This is a genomic window from Pseudoalteromonas sp. THAF3, from assembly GCF_009363775.1.
Lineage (GTDB): Bacteria > Pseudomonadota > Gammaproteobacteria > Enterobacterales > Alteromonadaceae > Pseudoalteromonas > Pseudoalteromonas ruthenica.
The window spans coordinates 1,742,174-1,764,521 of sequence record NZ_CP045418.1; the positions used below are offsets into that span (position 1 = coordinate 1,742,174).

Genomic DNA, 22,348 nt, shown 5'->3' on the forward strand with positions numbered 1-22,348 from the left:
AAGGAAACCCGTTGCGGGCTTTTTGTAAACTAGTTACGCTTTAAAGCTTGGCTTCTAACTCAGGTAGAACATCGAATAAATCAGCCACTAACCCATAGTCAGCTACTTGGAAAATCGGTGCCTCTGGGTCTTTGTTGATAGCTACAATGACCTTTGAGTCTTTCATACCTGCCAAATGCTGGATGGCACCACTGATACCCACGGCTATGTATAAATCAGGAGCGACAATTTTACCGGTTTGCCCTACTTGCATATCGTTCGGCACAAAGCCAGCGTCTACCGCAGCGCGTGATGCGCCAATAGCCGCACCGAGCTTATCGGCAATACCTTCTAACAGTTTGAAGTTTTCACCATTTTGCATACCTCGGCCGCCGGAAATAACAACATCAGCAGCGGTTAATTCAGGGCGTTCAGACTCAGTTTGCTCTTTAGAGACAAACTCACTGTTCGTTGAGGCCATGCTATTGTCAATCTTTTCGATGCTGGCACTGCCGTCGCTGCTCACTGCATCAAAGGCACTGGCACGCACAGTAATAACATGCACAGACTCAAGTGACTTCACCGTCGCAATGGCGTTACCAGCATAAATCGGGCGTTTGAACGTATCAGCGTCGATAACATCAATAATGTCCGATACTTGGGCTTTATCTAATAGCGCTGCAACCCGTGGCATAATGTTTTTACCGGTGGTCGTCGCACTGGCAAATAGATGGCTGTAATCACCCGCTAAGCTCACAATTAAATCAGCAGTGTTTTCAGCTAGTTGGTGTGCATAGTCACTGCTGTCAGCGACCAACACACGGCTTACACCGCTGAGCTTACTGGCCTGTTCAGCCGCGTCATTAAGGTTCTCACCAACCAGCAACACATCAATATCAGCGCCTACTTTGTGCGCCGCGCTTAATGTTTTCGCGGTTTCAGGCTTTAGTTCACCGTACTCGTGCTCAGCTACCACTAATGCTTTCATGACACCACCTTTGCTTCATTTTTTAACTTGTTCACTAAGGTTTCAACGTCTTCAACGATTTCACCACCTTGACGCTGAGCTGGCTCTTCCACGCTCACCAACTGCACTCGCGCAGCAAGGTCGACGCCCATATCCGCAGCGCTTTTCACATCTAAAGGTTTGCGTTTTGCTTTCATAATGTTAGGCAATGATGCATAACGGGGCTCGTTGAGACGCAAATCAGTCGTGACAATCGCAGGAAGCGTGAGCGCTACAGTTTGTAAGCCACCATCAACCTCACGCGTCACATTCACTTTGCCATCGTTAATATCCACTTTTGAGGCAAATGTGCCCTGCCCCCATCCGCGCAGCGCAGCCAGCATTTGCCCAGTCTGGTTATTGTCCGAATCGATACTTTGCTTCCCTAAGATAACCAGATCGGGTTGCTGTTCATCAATTAACTTGTCGAGTAGCTTTGCCACATACAGTGAGTCTAGCTTCTCATCACTTTCGATGTGAATAGCGCTGTCGGCGCCCAGTGCCAGTGCAGTGCGCAACTGCTCTTGCGATGACTTATCACCAATAGTCACAGCAACCACTTCCGTTGCCTTACCAGATTCTTTTAGGCGAATAGCTTCTTCTATGGCGATTTCGCAAAATGGGTTCATCGCCATTTTCACATTCGCCAAATCGACATCGCTGTTATCTGCCTTTACGCGTACTTTGACGTTGTAGTCGATGACACGTTTGATGGGCACTAATACTTTCATATTTGCTCCTGTTGACACGCGAGTGGACGTTCTAAAGCGGCTATAACCTGCGCGGTTACTACTGACACGCCCACACCTGACGTTAACGTAAACTTATTTATTTGATGAAATCAGACTACTTCCTGTTGACGTAAACGTCAACCTAAAATAACCTTGGGCAATAACCTTTTGTGTAACGAATAATTTGCATTTCGTAACACCTTATACCGTCATATAAAGCAGGGGATCATTATGGTAGAACGCGAAACCATGGAATTTGACGTGGTCATCGTCGGTGCAGGGCCCAGCGGCCTTGCTAGCGCCATTAAGCTCGCGCAATTAGCACAAGAACAACAACAAGAATTGATGATTTGCGTGGTTGAAAAAGGCTCTGAGGTAGGTGCTCATGTGCTCTCCGGTGCCGTTTTCGAAACTCGCGCACTCGATGAGCTACTCCCTAATTGGCAGGAGTTAGGCGCGCCACTGCATACCCAAGTCACCGAAGACGAAATTTTATGGTTCAGTGATGAGCAAAAAGCTAAATCCCTGCCCCACTTTATGGTGCCCAAAACATTTCATAATAATGGCAACTATATCGTCTCTATGGGCAACGTTTGTCGTTTTTTAGCCGAGCAAGCAGAACAATTAGGGGTCGAAATTTTCCCTGGTTTTTCCGCGCACGAACTACTTATTGAAGACGACAGCGTCAAAGGCATCATTACCGGTGATATGGGTCGCGATAAAGAGGGCAATGAAAAGCCTGGGTTTATGCCGGGGATGGAGCTCAGAGCAAAATACACCATTTTCGCAGAGGGCTGCCGTGGCCACTTAGGTAAACAACTGATCAATCAATTTGCCCTTGATAAAGATCGCTCTGTGCAACACTACGGTCTTGGTTTTAAAGAAATCTGGCAAGTAGATGCACAGCAACATCAACAAGGAAAAGTGGTTCATGGCACTGGGTGGCCGCTTAGTGGAGATACCAATGGCGGCGCATTTATGTACCACTGCGAGGATAACCAAGTGGTGGTGGGCCTCATTGTCGACCTTAACTACACCAACCCGCACTTAAGTCCTTTTGATGAATTTCAGCGAATGAAACATCATCCTGTATTCGCCGATGTGCTCAAAGGCGGTAAACGCTTAGCCTACGGCGCGCGTGCTATAGCCAAAGGCGGGTTACATTCGCTACCGAAAATGTACTTCCCGGGCGGCCTACTCGTGGGCTGTGATGCAGGTACGCTGAATTTTGCTAAAATCAAAGGCAATCACACCGCAATGAAATCCGGTATGTTGGCAGCCGAAAGTATCTTTGAGGCGATTAAAGTCGGTGATCAGCACACTGATTTGGCTGACTACGCGCAGCGTTTTGAATCTTCTTGGGTGTATGATGAGCTTTACCGCTCACGCAATTTTGGGCCGGCGATGCACAAATTGGGTAAGTTCTTCGGGGGCGCGTATAACACGCTGGACCAAAACCTATTCGCAGGAAAGCTGCCTTTTACCTTTAAAGACAACACCCCTGATTACGCGACCCTACTGAGCAGCTCACAAGCACCGAAAATTGACTACCCAAAGCCAGATGGTGAGCTTAGTTTTGACAAACTCTCATCGGTCTTTTTGTCTAACACCAATCACGAAGAGTCTCAGCCGTGTCACTTACAATTAAAGGATGCTGCGATACCTATTACGGTTAATTTGCCACGCTTTGATGAACCAGCACAGCGCTACTGCCCAGCTGGGGTTTACGAAGTGGATGACAGTGAAGGTGAGGCAAAGTTTGTGATCAATGCGCAAAACTGTGTGCACTGTAAAACCTGTGACATCAAAGATCCCAGCCAAAACATCACCTGGGTCACCCCAGAGGGAGCGGGTGGTCCTAACTACCCTAATATGTAGTTGTTATTAAGTACTTTATCCTAAGTTGCAACTGGGGCGTAAGCCCCTTTTTTATTTATATACACTACACTTGCTGTAACAGGTCGAGCATATTTGGGGAGCTCTATGAGTCAAGATACGGTTACTTTTCGATTTTTAGCCGAGCCTACCGATGTCAATTTCGGTGGTAAGGTCCACGGCGGAGTCGTCATGAAATGGATAGATCAAGCTGGCTATGCCTGTGCCGCAGGTTGGAGCGGCCATTACTGTGTCACGGTATCTGTGGCCGGAGTAAAATTTCGCCGGCCAGTGTTAGTGGGTCAATTAGTTGAAGTTAACGCCTCTATTGCGCATACCGGTAAAACCAGTATGCAAATATTTATACAAGTACGCTGTGGCGACCCCAAGACGCAACACATGGTCGAGACTAACCACTGCGTGATCAGCTTTGTCGCTATGGACCAAGCCGGCTACCCAGTAGAGGTGCCATGCTTTAAGGCAAAAACAGAAGAACAGAAGCGCCTAGAGGCGTATGCGATCAAAATGAAAGAGATAGCCATCGAAACCGAAACACTTTTACAGAAGACCTGTTAATCGACTATTAATCAATTAGTTAGGTTCCATTCAGGGTGTAATTTTGACATTTACCGGAAAATTTTACACCTTTTTCAGGTCCATACAAAACAGCCGCGCGTTACACTCCCTAAGGCTTTGTAAACAACTCTGCGCTTTTCTGTAACTAACTGAATTATATATTAATAAAACACCTAATTTTAGTTGTTTTAAGACTCTTGGCATGGCCTCTGCTTTGTTAGACATGAACTAACAAAATGGAGAATCAAGATGAAACACACTAATAAAACTGCTCGCTTTTCCCTTTGCGCTTTAGCTATGGCTTTGACGACAACTACAGCGATGGCGGCCCCTACAAGTTATGAACCAAGTAGTGAAGTGAACCCTCGTTTCTACACCGGTATCGGTTACGGCCAATACTCATTTGAGTTCGACAATGATGACCTAGATACTGAATTTGATGACGATGCCGGTATGCTTGAAGCTTACGTGGGCACACAGCTCAATGATTATTGGAGTTTCGAGCTCGGCTATCACAATTTTGATGAAGTGTCTGATATCGACCAACAAGCAGAACTAGATGGTGTTTCGCTATCAACTAAACTCGCTCTGCCTGTTAGTGAGCGTTTCAAAGTTTACGCAACCGCCGGTTGGCTAGAATGGGATGCAGATCTACGTGCGCAACTTGATGACCTAACCATTGCCACCACGCAGGCCGATGGTGGCGATGTATTTTACGGCGCCGGCGTACAGTTTGCGATGACAGAGCAAGTACGCTTCAATCTTGAGTACGAGCGTTATGAACTAGACGAACAAATTGACCCTGAAATGGACGTCGCGTCTGTTTCGGTTGAATATCTATTCTAAATAGCACTGCGCTTTCCCTACTTGTACAAGGGGCCCTGTGCCCCTTGTTTTTACCCGATGCCATGACTACACTGCGCTCACCTTAATTCGCTGTGTAAAACATTGTGTCGTCCCAGTATCAAATCACCGCCATTGGCCATATTCGCTCTCCGTATAAACAAAAGTTTGCTATCCCGCGACAACCTCGCCTAGTTAGCGCGGCGCGCGCTGATCTTATCTTTACCGATGAATTTAACAAAGAAGAGTTTGTGCGTGGTATCGAGGAGTTTAGCCACCTATGGCTGTTGTTTCGTTTTCATGAAACGGCTGATAAAGGCTATTCACCCTTAGTTCGCCCTCCTCGCTTAGGCGGAAACGCTCGCAAAGGTGTGTTCGCTACGCGAGCGACATTCCGTCCCAACGCCATTGGCATGAGCGCAGTCGAATTGCTGGGTGTGAATTACCAACACGGGCAGCTTAGTCTTCGTTTAGGGGGAATCGACTTACTCGATGGCACCCCGATTATTGATATCAAGCCCTATCTGCCTTATTCCGATGCCATGATGGATGCCAGTGCTGGCTTTGCCGATACCCGGCCACACACCCAGATGAGTGTCAGTTTTTCTGAACAAGCACAAAGTGTTATCGACAACAGCGACCCCGCTCTAGTGCTTGAGCAATTTATCACTCAAGTGCTTCAGCAAGACCCACGGCCAGCGTATAAAAAGAGTCAGGCTGGGGTGCAGCACTACGGCATGACCTTGTATGATTTTAATATTCGCTGGCAAGTAGACGGTGAGCACAATCATGTTCTCGAAATTTGCCCGCTTTAGCGCTTTGCCCTGCGCCCGAGCGCTGCTAAACTAGCGCTCTTACCTATTAATCATTAAATAAAAAACGGAATATTCATGCGTACCAGTCAGTATTTACTTGCGACCCTGAAAGAGACGCCCTCAGATGCCGAGGTGGTGAGCCACCAGCTCATGCTTCGTGCGGGCATGATCCGCAAACTCGCCGCCGGCCTATACACTTGGCTGCCTTCCGGCGTTAAAGTGCTGAAAAAAGTTGAAAACATTGTTCGTGAGGAAATGAATAAGGCTGGCGCCATTGAGATGCTCATGCCCATCATTCAACCTGCTGAGTTGTGGCAGGAGTCGGGCCGTTGGGAACAATATGGTCCTGAGCTTTTGCGTATTGAAGACCGTCATAAACGCCCTTTTGCGTTAGGACCTACCCACGAAGAAGTGATCACTGATTGCGTACGTAAAGAAATTAGTAGCTACAAACAGCTGCCAATCACCTTATACCAAGTACAGACCAAAGTGCGCGATGAAATTCGTCCTCGTTTTGGCATCATGCGCTCGCGCGAGTTCGTCATGAAAGACGCTTACTCGTTCCACCTAAGTGACGAGTGTTTAGCAAAAACGTATGAAAAGCTACACCAAGCATATTGCAATATTTTCGACCGTTTAGGCCTAGATTACCGCCCAGTTCTTGCAGACACCGGTTCCATTGGTGGTAATTTGTCTCATGAATTCCACGTATTGGCCGAATCCGGTGAAGACGCTATCGCCTTCAGTGATGGCAGTGATTATGCCGCAAATATCGAAAAGGCAGAGGCAAAAGCCCCGAGCGAAGCCCGTCCTGAGCCCAGCAAAGAATTGCAAAAGTTCGATACGCCGAAAGCAAAAACCATTGCTGAACTTAAAGAGCATTATGGCGTTAAGCCGCACCGTGGTGTGAAAACTTTATTTGTTTACGGCGAAGCAGACGAGCAAGAGCAACGCCCACTGGTTGCTTTAGTACTGCGTGGCGATCATGAGCTCAACGAACTCAAAGCAGAGAAGCTTGAAGGCGTGCAGGCACCACTGGAAATGGCGAGCGAAGCGGACATTGTAAAAGCAGTAGGCGCTCGTCCTGGCTCTTTAGGCCCTGTTGGCTTAAATACAGCGATTATTGTTGACCGCTCAGCGGCGGTGATGGCGGATTTTGTCGCCGGTGCCAACGAAGATAATGTTCACTTCAGTGGCATCAACTGGGATCGCGACGTCAATGACTACCAAGTTGCGGATATTCGTAACGTGGTTGATGGCGATCCGAGCCCTTGTGGTAACGGTACTCTGAGTATTAAACGAGGGATTGAAGTTGGTCATATCTTCCAGCTTGGCACCAAGTATTCCGAGGCTATGAAAGCCGGAGTATTGGCAGAAAGTGGTAAAAACCAGACCATGACTATGGGCTGTTACGGTATCGGTGTATCCCGTATCGTTGCCGCTGCCATCGAGCAAAACAATGATAAATACGGCATTATTTGGCCGAAAAATATCGCTCCGTACGAACTGGCTATCGTGCCCATGAATATGCACAAGTCACATCGTATCCCTGATATTGCTGAGCGCTTTTACAGCGAATTGCAACAAGCGGGCATTGATGTACTTTTTGACGATCGCAAAGAGCGCCCTGGCGTCATGTTTAACGATATGGAACTACTGGGTGTGCCACTGACCTTAGTGATTGGTGAGCGTAACCTCGATAATGATCAAGTAGAGCTTAAAAACCGCCGTACAGGTGAAAAGCAGTTGCTGGATATTGATGGTGCGGTAGCCGCCATTGTTGCCGAGCTTGCTAAAGCATAAACGAAAAAAGCCAGTCGAGAGACTGGCTTTTTTATTACTGGTATTTGCGGAAAAACTCCCACGCGTCAATTTTGGATCCGTTATCCAATACACAAAAGCTGTTCTCGCCTTGAGGCTGTTGCTCAACAAGGTATTGCCCGCCCTGATCAACACAGAATTTTGCAGCGGGATTACTCATATCCACAGGCAGTTGTTGCGTTAATGGCTCGTCTTGGCAACCGCTAAGCGCAGCTGTTAACACGATACACAGCCCAGCTAAACGATACTTCATGTTGCTCTCCTATTACGCTTTACGCGTTTATCCTCGTTACACCCAAGTTTTATGGTCGACGAGGCACTGCTAAAACATCGCCAAAATGACCGGTTCTTGGCAAAGCGTAAAGCCTGTTAAAGCGAACAAATTATTGCTTTGCTGTCATATTGGCTCATTGTCTCCCAGCACTTGCTTACCAAGGCTGGCTGAAGGTCGCAATAATAATCAGGCTCATACCGTTAGACAAGCAGATCCGATAGTTGTCACGGATTGTTCTTTTTTTAGTCTTTTTTTTGTCATCGCTACGCTCTAGCCTCACTATTATTACGCTGCGAGTCACACCATTATGAAACAACGTAAAACCACCCATTACCCGGCCGTATTTATCTCTGATATTCATTTAGGTTGCAAAGATTGTAAAGCCGACTATTTACTCGACTTTTTAGCCCATATTCAGTGCGATACACTTTATTTAGTGGGCGATATTATTGATTTATGGTCAATGAAAAGGCGGTTCTTTTGGCATTCCAGTCACTACCATGTACTGCAAGCACTGCAGGAGAAAGTAAAAGCAGGCACTCGGGTCATTTACGTACCAGGTAATCACGATGAGACCTTTCGTAAGTATGATAAAGAGCTGCTCATGGGCGTAGAAGTACACCGGCAGTTTGTGCATACCACAGGTAATGGTAAGCGCTTTGTTATCTTGCACGGTGATGACTTTGATTCTGCAACGCGTTACAGCAAACTGATCAGTATTATCGGCGACGCCGCCTATGACTTTTTGCTATTTTTAAATCGCTGGCATAATCGAGTGCGCCGCCTTTTTGGTGGCCGCTATTGGTCTTTAGCAGCGTGGTTAAAATCTCGTGTACACAAGGCCCAACAAGCGATTACAGCATTTGAAGATGCGGCTATTCACGAGGCCAAGCGCCGAGGCTATGACGGCATTGTCTGTGGTCATATTCACCAACCCAAGCTACGAGTCAGTGATGGTATTATTTACTGTAACGATGGCGATTGGATAGAGAACTGTAGCGCCTTGGTAGAGAATCATCAGGGCCGTATTGAGCTTTTGCACTGGTCAGACACCCAGCATGTGATGGCTTCAAACCCGTTAAGCGAAGTGAATAGCAAGGCAGCATAAATTCATTACATGGCTGTAGGCATTATTCAACGACACGTCCAAGGTTGATTAATTTATTCACAGCTATTGCTATAAATCTAACCATCTAGCCTCTGTAAGGCGCGATTTGGTTGCATATTGAGCTTATTTCACGTACTAATAACTGCTCACTATAACGACAATAATGGAAGTGAATCTATGTCTGATGAGCAGATACCCACGCCACCGACTTCGGCGGCTGGGGATTCAAAATTGGATACCGCCTTTTTCGGTCATCCCAAAGGGTTACAAACCCTGTTTTTCACAGAAATGTGGGAGCGCATGAGTTACTACGGCATGCGTGCCATGTTAGTGCTGTTTATGACCGCATCGCTGCAAGAGGAAGGTTTGGCCTTCACGGTAGCGTCTGCTGCGGCAATTTACGGCCTCTATACCGGTGCAGTCTACTTCCTTGGCTTACCCGGTGGTTGGATCTCAGATCGCCTGTTAGGCGGTCAGCGAACTGTCTGGTATGGCGGTATCGTTATTATGATCGGCCATATTATCCTCGCAATTCCCCACCCTAGTTCGTTCTTTATCGGCTTAATATTTGTTGCTACCGGCACCGGTTTATTAAAACCAAACATCAGTGCCATGGTAGGTCAGCTGTATAAAACCGAAGATGAGCGTCGCGACAGTGGCTACGCGATTTATTACATGGGCATCAACCTCGGCTCTATGATTGGCTACGGTGTATGTGGCTACTTTATGGAAAATGTCGGTTGGCACTGGGCCTTTGGTGCAGCAGCCGTGGGCATGGCCATCGGTTTAGTGCAGTACCGCCTGACTCAAGGTAGTATTCGCGGCATCAATGATAAGCCAGCAAACCCATTGTCGACCAAGGGCGCATCGCTTGCTTGGACTGTCATTGGCGCATCAATTGCGATGGTCGCACTGACTGTTTACGCTGCACACAATGGCTGGTTGGTCATTGACCCGGTCGCTTTAGCGGGCTCGGTAGCCATCGTCTTTACCATCACCTTTTTCATTTACTTTGGCTACATCTACTTTTTAGGTGAACTAACAGACGATGAAAAGCAGCGCATGTGGGCACTATTCTTAGTTTGTGTGGCCTCAGCATGTTTTTGGTCAGGGTTCGAACAGGCTGGTTCGTCCTTGAACTTATTCGCTCGCGACTACACCGACCGTATGCTGGGTTCTTTTGAGATCCCAACAGCATGGTTCCAGTCAGCGAACTCATTTTTTATCATCATATTGTCGCCATTTTTTGCAGCACTGTGGATTAACCTTGCCAAGCGCATGATCACGCCATCGTACAGCGTTAAATGTGCCGTGGGTCTTATCATTATGGCAACTGGCTTTTTAGTCATGTTCTTTGCCGCGCAATATGCTGCTGATGGCCTGAAAGTCGCACCTTATTGGCTTATTACCACTTACTTCTTACACACGGTAGGTGAGCTATGCCTAAGCCCAGTCGCACTCAGTGCGGTAAGCCGCTTGTCGCCAGCACGTTATGTGGGCCAAATGATGGGCGTATTTGTTCTTACCTACTCCATTGGTAATATTATCTCTGGCTTACTAGCTGGTAGCTTTGACCCAGAAAACGTTCAAGAAATCCCTGGCCTATACATGCAAATAGCCTTGTTCAGTATTGGTGTAGGTATTATCTTGGTATTGTTTAACTTCAAAGCGAAGTATTGGGAGCGTGCGGGCCAAAATGCCCCAGAAGTTCCTGAACCAAACCCAAGCGAACAACCTGCAGAACAAAAGATTTAATACTAAATCACGACTGCCAACGGCCCTAAATAGGGCCGTTTTTATTTCAACACCACACTCTTTGGCTAAAAAAAGAACATCATTTAGCTAGTTATTCTAATTAGTACGACCAAAGTTGGATTGCTATAACAATTTTTGGCATAAGTATGAATTACCTTGCCAAATTCTGTATGATTGCCACGTTTTTATGCAGTTCAAAGGTAGTATCTATGAGTTCCTCTCAACATGTGCTCGGCGGTGAAGGCACCACCACAGCACCGGCGTGGTCTCGCCACGATACCCATTGGGTATTAAGTTTATTTGGCACCGCAGTGGGTGCAGGTATTTTATTCTTACCCATTAATGTCGGCTTTGGCGGCTTTTGGCCCCTCATCATTATGGCCTGTGCCGCATTCCCCATGACCTACCTCGCGCACCGAGGCTTAGCACGCTTTGTGTTATCTTCTAAACACGACGACAGTGACTTCACTGATGTGGTGCAAGAACACTTCGGTGCTGGCGCTGGCAGATTAATCTCACTGCTGTATTTTCTATCTATCTTCCCTATTTTACTTATTTACGGAGTCGGCCTGACCAACACCGTGAATGACTTTATCGTGCATCAACTGGGCTTTGCACAGCCACCTCGTGCGCTACTGTCCGGCGTATTGGTGGCAGCCATGGTGGCCGTGATGCTCGGAGGCGAAAAACTAATGCTGCGCGCCTTTGCCATCCTGGTTTACCCTTTAGTCGCGGTACTGTTTGGTTTATCTCTGTATTTAATTCCACACTGGCAGGTCCCCAGTACAGATATCGCCCAAGCGCCGCAGTTTATTGAGAACTTATGGCTGGCCGTGCCTGTTATCGTATTTTCTTTTAGTCATGCTGCGGCGATCTCCAGCTTTGCCAATGCACAGCGTCGTCATTATGGCCAAAGTGCACGTGTAAAGTCTGACAAAATCCTCAAGTACACTGCAATTATGCTGATAAGTTTTGTACTTCTTTTTGTATTCTCATGTGTTTTTGCGCTCAGTGCTGAACAGCTTGAAGCCGCAAAGGAAGCCAATATTTCCGTGCTCTCTTATCTTGCTAATACCTATGACAACCCTCTTTTGGCCTATGTTGGCCCCTTGGTGGCCTTTATTGCCATCACCTCGTCGTTTTTTGGTCACTTCTTAGGAGCACGCGAGAGCTTTAATGGTTTGGCGGTTAAGCATTCGAAATTAAGTTATCAGGGAGCGGATAAGCTAGGTGTTGCCTTGATGTTCGTGGCGATTTGGATTTGCGCCATCTATAACCCCAGTATTTTGGATATGATGGGGGCGATTTCAGGTCCAATTATCGCGATGATCTTATTTATTATGCCGATGATTGCAGTGTACAAAGTCCCTTCCCTTGCACGTTACAAAGGCAAGCTCAGTACGTACTTTGTGTTACTTGTAGGTGTACTGGCGGTTTCTGCGCTTCTGTATAACTTGATAGGTTAGTTGTTTGCAGCGGCAACCATGACGGCTGCCGCTGACTCCCTGTAAACCTTTTATATCTGTATCTAGAAAGCGGAACGCTTAAAGGTTTAGGGATTTACGCGTAACGAGAAAGAGACTCGATAAACACAGTATACTGCCCACGGCCATCATTCCAATATTGATAAACCCAGGGGGTTCAACAAATAAAAATAGCTTCACCGCAGCAAATGACAGTAATGATATCCCCACAGTCCCCACTAACAGCCCTAATCCTTGTCCTTTCATGTGTGTCTTTCCTTCTTTTATCCCTATGCACTTTATGCACATTGAAACTGAGCGAACAGCGCTAAATTGGCAGCCCCTGCTTAGTTTGATTGTTTTCTTGAACGTTTGAGGTTAGCCCTCGTTTCTTTTAAAATTGTACAGAGTTCTCCACCCGCTTTGGCGCACTCATTGAGTACTTCCTCGGCTTTTTGCTCATCCATGGCAACGCCTTTGCCATCTCGATAGGCTTCATATACGAAGTACATAGCGGTTAAATTGCCATTGTCAGCGCCCTGCTGATAATAATCGAACGCCTTCTTAGGGTTCTTTTCCCCAAACTTTCCCTCTTCATATAATTTTGCATAAAAATAGAACGCGGTTGTGTTTCCGTTTTCAATAGCTTTATTGAGCCAGTAGTGCGATTTGTCATAATCTGGCTTCAACCCTAAAGAAAAAAGCCAACCAGAGCGGGCCATAGCTTGTGCATCCCCCTGTTTAGCTTTCTCCAGTTGAATATCAAGATTACTATCGCCTCTGCCAAACAACGTGGCTTTCAGTGAGTTATCAGTTTTCACTTGTTGAGCATAAGGTGCGGTGCTACTGATAATCCCCAGCAAGACTATTAACGTTAGTTTTTTCATAACAGTCCTTATTTATAGAAAACGAATCATTGATGAGATGATAATGCCAACAACGCCCAATAAAACGGCAATACGTATATGAAACAGCATCGGCAGTGCCTGTTTTGTTGAGCGCTCAAGCGATACTGGATAGTTCTTATGCGTAAGCGCTAATAACAACGCTTGACCATTGATGGCCATATTGCTGACTGCAATAGTCGGGCCTTCGTCGGTTATAAAGGTTAATGACACCACGTGTGGGCGTTTAATTTTGCGTCGAGACCAGCCAATGGAATAGCTATCTACTACGTAATAATTCCATCTTGCCTCTATCGTGCGGACTTGCTCCTTTGCTACCTTACGCGCTTTTTTGTCTGTAAACAGCAGTGCCGGGAGTTGTAAATACTGCTCGTCAACCACAATATCGCTTTGAGGTGATTGGGCGATAAAGTAATACTGATTACATAAATGGGCTCTAACCAGCCAATAACTCAGGTAGGTCAGCACTAAAAGAACACACCCTGCGATCCAGTTTTGGGATGAGCTCACAACGCCTATAGTTATAAGCAAACCAAAAGCGACCGCAATATATACAGTCTTACGTTGACTGTTTGGCAGTGGCATCGCAAAGCGCGACACGCTATGGCTTGAGAGTATCTCGCCAGGAGAAGTATGGCGATAGAAAACATCAGCCACAGTGTCTTTGCTGGCTACAGCGGCTTTGTGCCCCCTTTTACTCGCTGTCTCCTTACTACGTAGGGTGTAATCAATGCCTGAGTCCGAAAGTAAGCGCTTGATCAGTTCACCTTGGCCTCTAAAGTCGAAGCGCTCCACTTGGGTGCTATGCTCAGATGAAAAGGTAAGCATTAACTCGTTTTTAGCGCGTCCAAACGTTAGCACAAGCTCATTGAGCGATGACAGCGCAATACGCTTTACGCTAAAGGTTATCATCCCGATGCCAAACAACTTTAGTTGGCTGCGAATTAGCAGAGCGTCGTTATCGAGTATAAAGCGCCGCTGATAAGCCGCAAGCAACAAAGTAAACAGCGTGTTTATCACAACTGACTCAATATCACCGCTAACGATAGCTAGGACGACTAACAGTGAAAAGAAGCCTGCTAAAATGGTCGCTATCCACTCCCGCAACGATTTTATCTGTAATCCTTGGCTCATTTTTATTCCTTTTTATGACCGAGCTTTGATTTGGTTTGAGCTTTTCTACTCGTTTAAATTTTGCAGGTATTCCATGAGATTGAGAGTTTGTTCAGTGATGTCTTTTTTAAGATACCCTGCGGGCAAAGAAAAGGCCGACGGCTCTACGGCCCCCCATTTGTGCTTTTGTAGTGTCAATACATAGCCGCTATCAAGATCCTCTATGCGACTAGGAAGCGCATCGTGATCATAGGTAAATAAACGCAGTAATTCATCGACGTTGTCGGCCATTAACCCCAGTCCTGACTGAGGAATTTGCATCTGCTGCTCTAAACGAGTTTTGAGCCAATCAAGCTCGGAGGCACTAAGTCGCGATTGCTCAGTCTGCACACGATATACCACAACCTCATCACGTACTCCTTGGTATTGCTGTGTATTTATTTGAGAGAAAGTGGCCGCACTGGGGTCGTTGCTAGGGTCGAGCATCATCTTCCATAACTGCTGCTCACTCTTGCCCATTCTCTCGGCCATAGCTTTAAGTTGGCTACTGGCATTTTCATAAAAAGGCTGAAAGTCGCGAAACAAGATCTGCTTGTGGCTATGAATAAGCACATACTGGCCCTCGCCTTGCCGGGTGATTTGCGATAACTGCATATCGGGCAAGCGGTAATGGTTGGCAATGGCCGAATTGGATATATGTAACACCGCTTCACCGCGCTCACTGGTGTGGCGGTTGTCTACTTGATAAACGAGGGTAAGTGACTGGGCTGAAGCAGAGCTGGCTACCATCGCCAGCCAGACCAATAATAAGCGCATAAATATCGTCCACTGATAAAGCAATCCTTTGAATAATGGACGATATTAGCAAACTAAGCTGCCAAGTAAAGCGCCGCTAAGGGCGCATGGCTGAAAAAACCCTTTACCTATTTTCCTTCGCCGCTACCGTGAATATGGGTGAAGATATGACTAACTTGCGCATTACTTTGCGGTCCGCTATAGCCATGACAAGCAAAACAATTAGCAGCGGGTTGCAGGCTACTTTTACCACTGTAACTCAACTCACCAAATCCTTGCTGAGCATTGGTCTCCATGGTGGTATTGGCAAGTTGAATAGAGCCTCGTTGATTCTCAAGGCTGCTGGATTGACTGGTATCACTGACCCACAATGCCCCAACTAACTTGTACTGGCTGAGTACCTGGAGCTCACTGCTATTAGGCAAGGCGGCAAAGCTGCTTTGTAACTGCTTATTAATGGTAGTGATATTAGCGCGATTTTTTGTCGCTTGATTATCCCCTTCACGTGTACCTTGTGCGTAGACTTGGCAAATTTCTGTTGGCGTGCCAGTTAAGGGGGTGCTGCCGGAGATATCCGCTGTTTTATTGAAGTCACAGCCCGCTTTCGGGTTAGGTAGGGAGCTTGCGCATTGGCTACTGGCAAAACTCCACCCTTGCGACTTTTGTGGCTTAGTTTGACAGTCGGGGGCGTTGCTACGGTGCTCGAACGTAGCCCAAATAAACTCTGGGTGCAGCGCCGTACTTTTTACTAAATGAAAACCCACCATACCGTAAATCTCGTCGCTCTCAAGCTTGCCATTGGCGTTAGTATCAGATTGGATCCACACATAGTCACTTTTCTCTTGTTCGCTGATCTTGCGCCAAGACGACTTTATCTCTGTCGTGCCAGCAGGCAGCGTTGTCGAGGTTGATGCAACATTACACATGTCTTTATTAAAGCGAGCCTCGTAGAGAACGACGTTACCTTGTTGGTCATAAATAACTGCGTCGTTGAGCGCCTGGTTGGTGCCGCTAGGCAAAGTGAAATCACTGCTGCTAGTGTGGCTGTCTTTCTGCGTGCGAATAAAGAGCTTTGACGCAACGGTGTTTGTTGCACAGGAGTTTTGTTCAGTCCCCAAAAACACGGGATATTGGCCGGAATCAAGGAAATTGCGTGTCGATTGTGGCGCTGCCATTAGATTGATAAACCACTGCCAAGAAAATTGATAAAACTGGCATAGGTTCTCACCATCCCCCGGAATTTCTGCCGGTGGGTTACTGGGGTTGGTAACCCATTGCTGACTGGCCTTGCAAAACAGCGGATCACCGCTTTGTATTTCATCAGCCACTGGGGTCGCATTGTTACAGCCACTAAGCACCAGCGCGATGCTAGTCGCCAAGATGAGCGGTTGGGTAAGATTCATGACGGTTCCTTCTATACCATTTAGCGTAGTGCTGAGTATAGAAGGAACGCCTTATATAGATATTACATTAGGTAACAATTAGTTAACTAAATTACCTAATTTAGCGAAACAACACATCCTCTTTATTAAACCAGTAGGTACAAAATGCCAGTAACACCCCGGCAAGCACCACGGTGGCTGCAAAGATAAGTCCCACTAAGCCCAAATCAACTGTGCCTTTGATGATCTCTTTGATAGCCAGGCAAATATTAGTGATAGGGATCAGCGCTGTTTTAGCGGTCAATTCCATATTCGGCATGATGGCGACAATGATAGGGATGAACACTAAAAATGACAGCGGAGACATGTAGTTTTGTGCTTCTTTAAAGCTGCGCGCATAAATAGAAATGGTCAGCGCTAAAGAGCCAAAAATCGCGGCAACCGGAATTAATAGCAACAAAATCAATAATAAGTCGGTCACCATTACCGTACCAAAGGCTTCTTTTAGCATATCAAGCTCAATAAATTGCCCAGCCAGGGTGATCCATAATCCAAAACTGAGCACCGTGACCATGGCACTGGTAATGCCACTGCAAAATACTGTTAAGAATTTACCGAGCACCACTTGAGTACGTGATAGAGGCGTCAATAACAGGGTTTCCAGAGTACCGCGTTCTTTTTCACCGGCCCCTAAGTCAATGGCTGGATACATAGCGCCCGTCAGCACTAAAGGTAGCAGCAGATAAGGGATATAGGCACCGATTTTTTCACCGAGATTCTCGCGCTGATCGGCGGTATTGACCTTCTCAAGCTCAATGGGCTGTAGCAACGCCGCCTGGGCATCTTCACTGACCCCAAGCTCAATAAGCTTGGCACTTTGTAGTTGCTGCGCGTATTTGTCCGCCACTTCTTTCAAGTTGGTAAATAAGAAGTTGATGGTTTGCGCATCATTAAATATAACTTGCCAGGTGCTTTGCTCACCGTTATCCAGCGACCCTTGCGCATCCTGTGGAATGTAAATACCGACATCGATGGTCCCGGCTTCCACCGCCGCTTTTAAGTCTTCAATGCTCTGGTATGAATGCTTTTGTTCAAGCTCTTTAAAGCTTTTATGAAAAAAGACTTCCTTCGCGAAAGGCTCTGCATATTGGGCATTAACGATGGCATATGTGTGCACTTCCTGCTTAGCCTCAAGCGCGGCCTGCGATGCTAAAAAGCCAATAAGCGCAAAAATTATCGGAAAAATAAGCAGCGGCAGCGCAACCACGAACATCAGCGTTTTTCTATCGCGTAACAGTTCTTTTATTTCCTTTAAAAATACTTCATACATGGCGATGATCCTCAAGAATATTCATAAACGCGTCGTTCAGGGCTGTCGCGCGCCCTTGCTCGCTAAACTGCGCTAAGGTGCCGTCGAAGCAAGTGACCCCTAAGTCAATGACACTGACGCGGTCACACAATAACGCAACCTCATCGAGATGATGGGTCGAGAAAATCACGGGTGTGCCCTGCTCTTTAAGGCCTTTTATAAAGTTAATCACCGTTTGCGTGGTCATAATATCTAAGCCTGTGGTGGGCTCATCCAATATCACCACATCGGGCTTATGTACCACGGCTCTGGCGATATTGGTTTTTTGCTTCATTCCAGTAGACAGGTTATCGGCTCGTTTATCCAAAAAGCTGTGCATATCCAATAAGGTAAACAGCTCTTCACAACGCTCAGCGAGCGCCGAACCTCTCAGACCATGGAGTTTGGCGAAGTACTCAACATTTTCTTTCGCTGTTAAGCGCCCATATAAGCCTGTTGACCCCGAGAGAAAACCAATGGCTTTGCGCCCCGCTAAGGGCTTTTTAACCGCGTCCACGCCATTGACTTCAATGCTTCCCGAGTCGGGCTTTAATGCGGTTGATAGCATTCGTAGCGTGGTGGTTTTACCGGCGCCATTAGGCCCAAGTAACCCCAGCACTTCACCTTGATTGCAATGAAAGCTGACATCGCGAACCGAATGGAAAAAGTCTTTGTCTTCACGTGGGTCTTGCTGCGACTCTTTGACATTTTTCTTATGGTCTTTGGTGAGTTTGAACTTTTTCTGTAGCCCATTCACTCTTATCATTATTTTGTGTTCCTTCGTTTTGGTCGAAAGTAGTCCGTATTGGCATAAAAATTTGGGTCGACATTATCGTCATACCATCCCGGTACCCCGAGCAAGGGAAGCGGGGATAGCTGCGAGTTATCAGCCAACACATTTTGCTCGGCTATCATCTCATATAGGCGCGCATCGAGGTAGCGGTATTGGGCACTTAAATCTTTACAAAATATATCAGCGTCAACGTCTATAAATAACGCTTTCCCCGTTAAGCCAATAAACGGCTGTGTCAGCATTTCATAATTAGCATGGCCAAAAGTATAGGCACGAATGCTATGTTGCCACTGCTCTTTGCGCTCTACAAACACCTCCTGCCACTGGTGTTGGCGAAAGGCGGTTATCCAACTGGGGTCACTCACCGCTAATACCACGGCACATTCATCAAACAAGGTCAGTGCATTACGGGTTTTACTGCGCTTAGAGCAGGTTTGCAGGGCCATTTCCTCAATATGTAAGCGATTGAGTAAGGCCTTGGTTTTAGGAAATAGCCGCCATATATAAGCACCAAACAAGTCATGCCAGTTTTCGCTGCGCGTGGGGACTTTGCCAGTTTCATAAATGAATTGCTCATAATAGCGCCCATCCAGTTCAAACTCGCTATTGGCTATAAATTCTATGGCCAAACCTTGGGCGTTCACCAATTGATGTTGGTTTAACTCACTTAAACTCGGCCAGTCACGATATTGCTCTAAGGCAAACAGGGCATTGAGGTGGGCAAATGCACCACCTTGTAAACAATCAGTGCGCCACTGTGGATAGGGGGTAAAACGTTTCATTACTACTTATTTTAACCGTAAATTTTGCCTAGTTTAGCGCAAAAACTGGTGTAATTTCATCGCTATCCTTATACTGGCTGTCGTCTTATAGCAATGAAATGAATAAATATGAAACGCTATTTCCCACTGACTTTACTTGCCGGCGGCATCCTTGCTGGCTGTGCAAGCACACAAATTACTGAACAAGACGTTATGGCGGGCTGGAACAGCATCAACGCTGAACAACTCGCGCAGCACGTTAAAACACTGGCTTCCGATGAGTTTGGCGGACGTGCTCCGTCAACCAAAGGCGAAGAGCTTACGCTGGCTTATCTCACCGAACAATTTACGGCCCTAGGCTTTAAGCCCGGCAATGGTGATAGCTTCTTACAAGAAGTGCCGCTGGTGTCGATTGAAGCCGACCCCAATATGACCCTTAACATTGGTGGTAAAGACTACCAATATAAAAAAGACATGGTCATGGGGACCAGCCGTATTAGTGCTAAAGAAGCCATCAATGACTCTGAGCTGGTATTTGTTGGCTATGGTGTGAATGCCCCAGAATATGGCTGGAACGACTATGAAGGCCTTGATGTAAAAGGCAAGACCGTGGTGATGCTAGTTAACGACCCAGGGTTTGCGACCAAAGATCCGGAGTTGTTCACCGGCGATGCCATGACCTACTATGGCCGCTGGACATATAAATACGAAGAAGCAAGCCGCCAAGGCGCTGCTGGTGCTATTATTGTGCACGAGACCGCACCTGCATCTTATCCGTGGTCGGTGGTCGAAAACTCGTGGAGCGGCCCACAGTTTGGCTTCCAAAAAGATAACAACAATATGGACCGCGTGGCGGTGGAAGGCTGGGTGACTGTGGATGTAGCCAAAGAGCTATTCGCAAAAGCCGGTCTGGATTTTGACCAAGCTAAACAACGTGCAAGCGAAGGTGCTTACCATGTTGATATGGGCGATTTAACTGCCAGCGTTGAAGTAAACAGCGAAATCAAAAAATCGATTTCCTATAACTTTATCGCCACGCTACCGGGCAGCACGAAACCTGATGAGCACATTATCTACTCCGCGCACTGGGATCACTTAGGAACCGATAACAATCGTAAGGGCGACCAGATTTATAATGGCGCACATGATAATGCCACCGGCACTGGCGGTATGATTGAAGTCGCTGAAGCCTTTGCCACATTGCCCAAAAATCCAGACCGTTCTATGACGTTTTTAGCCGTTACTGCTGAAGAGCAAGGTCTGTTAGGGGCAAAATACTACGCTGCTAACCCGGTTATCGATATCGATAAAACCGTTGCCAATATCAATATGGACAGCTTGAACCTACTCGGTAAGGTTAAAGACATTAGCGTTGTGGGCATGGGTAAGTCTGAACTTGATGATATGCTAAGCGAAGCCGCTAAAATGCAGCAGCGCAGCGTGTCTGGTGACCCTAAACCAAGCTCAGGTGGGTATTATCGCTCTGATCACTTTGCCTTTGCCAACATGGGTGTGCCAGCGATGTATGCCGGGGGTGGCAGTGAGCCTGCAGATGCGCAAACAGCTAAGTACCGTAAGCGTATGGGCCTAGTGTTGCGCGGCTGTTATCACCAGCCTTGCGATCGCTATCGCGATGAATGGGATTTATCCGGTGCAGTACAGGATTTGCAGCTGTTCTATAAAGTGGGCTATGACATCTCACAGCAAAGCGAATGGCCGCAGTGGTATGCAGACGCGGAATTCCAAAGATCTAAATAGGTTTAATTATCATTTAGATTAAACTATAGTGTAACCTAGTTTATGATCTAGGTTACACATTATGCCCGTATCGACTCTCTCACCCTGTGTTCTTACAACCAATTGGATGAAAGTCATTAATAAACGGTTATTTTTCCCTCTTGGTTTGGCGCTACTGTTGGCCTTACCTAGCACCCGCGAACTGACGTTAACGGCGCTCAGTGATGCGTTCTTTCAGGTCAGTGTCTTTGTCGCTGCTACCCTACTGCTCTACTACCTGCTGATAAAGCGTTACCCTTTACTGGAATTAGGCCAGTTCTCTCAGCGTTACCCTAAATTTGAAGTGTTATTTGCGGCGTTCTTAGGCGCGTTGCCAGGCTGTGGTGGCGCCATTATTGTCGTGACCCAATTTACCCGGGGGCAAGTCAGTTTCGGTGCCGTTGTTGCGGTGTTAAGCGCCACAATGGGGGATGCTGCCTTTTTGCTCTTGGCAGCCAGTCCTTTTGATGCCCTGTTAGTCCTTGCTATTAGCTTGGTGGCGGGCACGTTAATGGGCACGCTAGTCAATAAAATACACGCCGATATCGAATTTCATCATAAAAAACCAGACCCCGATGTATTGCAAGGCAAACCTGCAAGCCCGCTATTGATGGCAACAAAGCAAATATGGATATGGGCATTACCATTGCTATTACTTGTTGCCCTCGTTTTGGCGTTTAATATCGAGCCGGCAACCCTATTCCAAGGTGCCGATACCATGGTGCTGTATGGCGGTAGTTTTTTAGCGGTGGCGTCGATGCTGGTGTGGGCGCTCACCAAAAATGAGGGTAATTATCAATCTATTGCCTGTGAAGACTGTCCGCCCGAGCCAGAATCTGCAACTCTTAAGGCTATACAAGATACCCACTTTATTACTGTATGGGTAGTGGCTGCGTTTATTACGTTTGAACTTGTCAGCACCCTCGCAGGGCTTGATTTAGCGGTATGGTTTAATCAGTATGCGTTATGGACACCCTTAATCGCTGCGCTGATTGGTTTAATTCCTGGTTGTGGCCCGCAGATTGTTGTCACTGGCCTATACCTTCAAGGTGGGCTCCCATTCAGTGCCTTGTTGGCCAATGCCATCTCAAATGATGGGGATGCCTTATTCCCTGCCATCGCCCTGTCACCCAAGGCCGCATTTATTGCTACAGTCTATACCTTGATACCGGCGCTCGTTTTAGGCTATGGCTGGTATTTTATAAAGCTGTGGACATAAAAAAAGCCGG

At 46.9% G+C, this 22,348-nt stretch carries 21 protein-coding genes; 10 read left to right on the forward strand and 11 right to left on the reverse strand.

The window, feature by feature from the left end:
* Positions 1 to 40 precede the first annotated feature (40 nt).
* Both FIU82_RS08020 and FIU82_RS08025 read right to left on the reverse strand, forming a co-directional pair.
* On the reverse strand, positions 41 to 967 hold the full coding sequence (locus tag FIU82_RS08020; protein ID WP_045978322.1) for an electron transfer flavoprotein subunit alpha/FixB family protein: 927 nt from the start codon (positions 965 to 967) through the stop codon (positions 41 to 43).
* Positions 964 to 1,716, reverse strand: a complete 753-nt coding sequence (locus FIU82_RS08025; protein ID WP_152440794.1) for an electron transfer flavoprotein subunit beta/FixA family protein — start codon at positions 1,714 to 1,716, stop codon at positions 964 to 966. The genes FIU82_RS08020 and FIU82_RS08025 overlap by 4 nt, the downstream gene beginning before the upstream one ends.
* A gap of 231 nt (positions 1,717 to 1,947) precedes the next feature.
* Here FIU82_RS08025 and FIU82_RS08030 point away from each other — a divergent pair, with 231 nt between their 5' ends.
* The 5 genes from FIU82_RS08030 to FIU82_RS08050 all read left to right on the forward strand — a co-directional run bounded on the left by FIU82_RS08030 (position 1,948) and on the right by FIU82_RS08050 (position 7,628).
* Entirely contained in the window at positions 1,948 to 3,594 is a 1,647-nt protein-coding gene (locus FIU82_RS08030; RefSeq protein WP_152440795.1) for an electron transfer flavoprotein-ubiquinone oxidoreductase, read from the forward strand.
* 105 nt (positions 3,595 to 3,699) lie between these two features.
* Positions 3,700 to 4,167: an acyl-CoA thioesterase gene (locus tag FIU82_RS08035; protein ID WP_022946572.1), complete on the forward strand. Its 468-nt coding sequence runs from the start codon at positions 3,700 to 3,702 to the stop codon at positions 4,165 to 4,167.
* Positions 4,168 to 4,416: 249 nt separating this feature from the next.
* On the forward strand, positions 4,417 to 5,013 hold the full coding sequence (locus FIU82_RS08040; protein ID WP_022946571.1) for a porin family protein: 597 nt from the start codon (positions 4,417 to 4,419) through the stop codon (positions 5,011 to 5,013).
* A gap of 104 nt (positions 5,014 to 5,117) precedes the next feature.
* Complete coding sequence (tsaA, locus tag FIU82_RS08045) at positions 5,118 to 5,825, forward strand: tRNA (N6-threonylcarbamoyladenosine(37)-N6)-methyltransferase TrmO (RefSeq protein WP_152440796.1); 708 nt, start codon at positions 5,118 to 5,120, stop codon at positions 5,823 to 5,825.
* Between the two features lie 75 nt (positions 5,826 to 5,900).
* Entirely contained in the window at positions 5,901 to 7,628 is a 1,728-nt protein-coding gene (locus FIU82_RS08050) for a proline--tRNA ligase (RefSeq protein WP_152440797.1), read from the forward strand.
* A 34-nt stretch (positions 7,629 to 7,662) separates the two neighbouring features.
* Here FIU82_RS08050 and FIU82_RS08055 read toward each other — a convergent pair whose 3' ends face one another.
* On the reverse strand, positions 7,663 to 7,899 hold the full coding sequence (locus FIU82_RS08055) for a DUF333 domain-containing protein (RefSeq protein ID WP_138590473.1): 237 nt from the start codon (positions 7,897 to 7,899) through the stop codon (positions 7,663 to 7,665).
* 328 nt (positions 7,900 to 8,227) lie between these two features.
* Here FIU82_RS08055 and FIU82_RS08060 point away from each other — a divergent pair, with 328 nt between their 5' ends.
* From FIU82_RS08060 to FIU82_RS08070, 3 genes are all read left to right on the forward strand, one after another.
* Positions 8,228 to 9,028, forward strand: coding sequence for a UDP-2,3-diacylglucosamine diphosphatase (locus tag FIU82_RS08060; RefSeq protein WP_022946567.1), 801 nt, complete (start codon positions 8,228 to 8,230; stop codon positions 9,026 to 9,028).
* A gap of 177 nt (positions 9,029 to 9,205) precedes the next feature.
* Entirely contained in the window at positions 9,206 to 10,783 is a 1,578-nt protein-coding gene (locus FIU82_RS08065) for a peptide MFS transporter (RefSeq protein WP_022946566.1), read from the forward strand.
* A gap of 209 nt (positions 10,784 to 10,992) precedes the next feature.
* On the forward strand, positions 10,993 to 12,249 hold the full coding sequence (locus FIU82_RS08070; RefSeq protein ID WP_152440798.1) for an aromatic amino acid transport family protein: 1,257 nt from the start codon (positions 10,993 to 10,995) through the stop codon (positions 12,247 to 12,249).
* A 78-nt stretch (positions 12,250 to 12,327) separates the two neighbouring features.
* Here FIU82_RS08070 and FIU82_RS08075 read toward each other — a convergent pair whose 3' ends face one another.
* The 8 genes from FIU82_RS08075 to FIU82_RS08110 all read right to left on the reverse strand — a co-directional run bounded on the left by FIU82_RS08075 (position 12,328) and on the right by FIU82_RS08110 (position 19,364).
* Entirely contained in the window at positions 12,328 to 12,513 is a 186-nt protein-coding gene (locus FIU82_RS08075; RefSeq protein ID WP_045978329.1) for a hypothetical protein, read from the reverse strand.
* A gap of 80 nt (positions 12,514 to 12,593) precedes the next feature.
* Positions 12,594 to 13,133, reverse strand: coding sequence for a tetratricopeptide repeat protein (locus tag FIU82_RS08080; RefSeq protein WP_152440799.1), 540 nt, complete (start codon positions 13,131 to 13,133; stop codon positions 12,594 to 12,596).
* Positions 13,134 to 13,145: 12 nt separating this feature from the next.
* Positions 13,146 to 14,285: a hypothetical protein gene (locus FIU82_RS08085; protein ID WP_152440800.1), complete on the reverse strand. Its 1,140-nt coding sequence runs from the start codon at positions 14,283 to 14,285 to the stop codon at positions 13,146 to 13,148.
* A 45-nt stretch (positions 14,286 to 14,330) separates the two neighbouring features.
* Positions 14,331 to 15,080, reverse strand: coding sequence for a hypothetical protein (locus tag FIU82_RS08090; RefSeq protein WP_152440801.1), 750 nt, complete (start codon positions 15,078 to 15,080; stop codon positions 14,331 to 14,333).
* 107 nt (positions 15,081 to 15,187) lie between these two features.
* Positions 15,188 to 16,462, reverse strand: a complete 1,275-nt coding sequence (locus FIU82_RS08095) for a hypothetical protein (protein WP_152440802.1) — start codon at positions 16,460 to 16,462, stop codon at positions 15,188 to 15,190.
* A gap of 100 nt (positions 16,463 to 16,562) precedes the next feature.
* Positions 16,563 to 17,771, reverse strand: coding sequence for an ABC transporter permease (locus tag FIU82_RS08100; RefSeq protein ID WP_152440803.1), 1,209 nt, complete (start codon positions 17,769 to 17,771; stop codon positions 16,563 to 16,565).
* Positions 17,764 to 18,555 (reverse strand): ATP-binding cassette domain-containing protein, encoded by a 792-nt coding sequence (locus FIU82_RS08105; protein WP_045978335.1) that lies wholly within the window; start codon positions 18,553 to 18,555, stop codon positions 17,764 to 17,766. The genes FIU82_RS08100 and FIU82_RS08105 overlap by 8 nt, the downstream gene beginning before the upstream one ends.
* Positions 18,555 to 19,364: a DUF3025 domain-containing protein gene (locus FIU82_RS08110; protein WP_152440804.1), complete on the reverse strand. Its 810-nt coding sequence runs from the start codon at positions 19,362 to 19,364 to the stop codon at positions 18,555 to 18,557. The genes FIU82_RS08105 and FIU82_RS08110 overlap by 1 nt, the downstream gene beginning before the upstream one ends.
* 108 nt (positions 19,365 to 19,472) lie before the next feature.
* Here FIU82_RS08110 and FIU82_RS08115 point away from each other — a divergent pair, with 108 nt between their 5' ends.
* Together FIU82_RS08115 and FIU82_RS08120 are read left to right on the forward strand one after the other, a co-directional pair.
* Positions 19,473 to 21,101, forward strand: a complete 1,629-nt coding sequence (locus tag FIU82_RS08115) for a M28 family metallopeptidase (protein WP_152440805.1) — start codon at positions 19,473 to 19,475, stop codon at positions 21,099 to 21,101.
* Positions 21,102 to 21,162: 61 nt separating this feature from the next.
* Positions 21,163 to 22,338, forward strand: a complete 1,176-nt coding sequence (locus FIU82_RS08120) for a putative manganese transporter (protein WP_152440806.1) — start codon at positions 21,163 to 21,165, stop codon at positions 22,336 to 22,338.
* Positions 22,339 to 22,348: the final 10 nt, after the last annotated feature.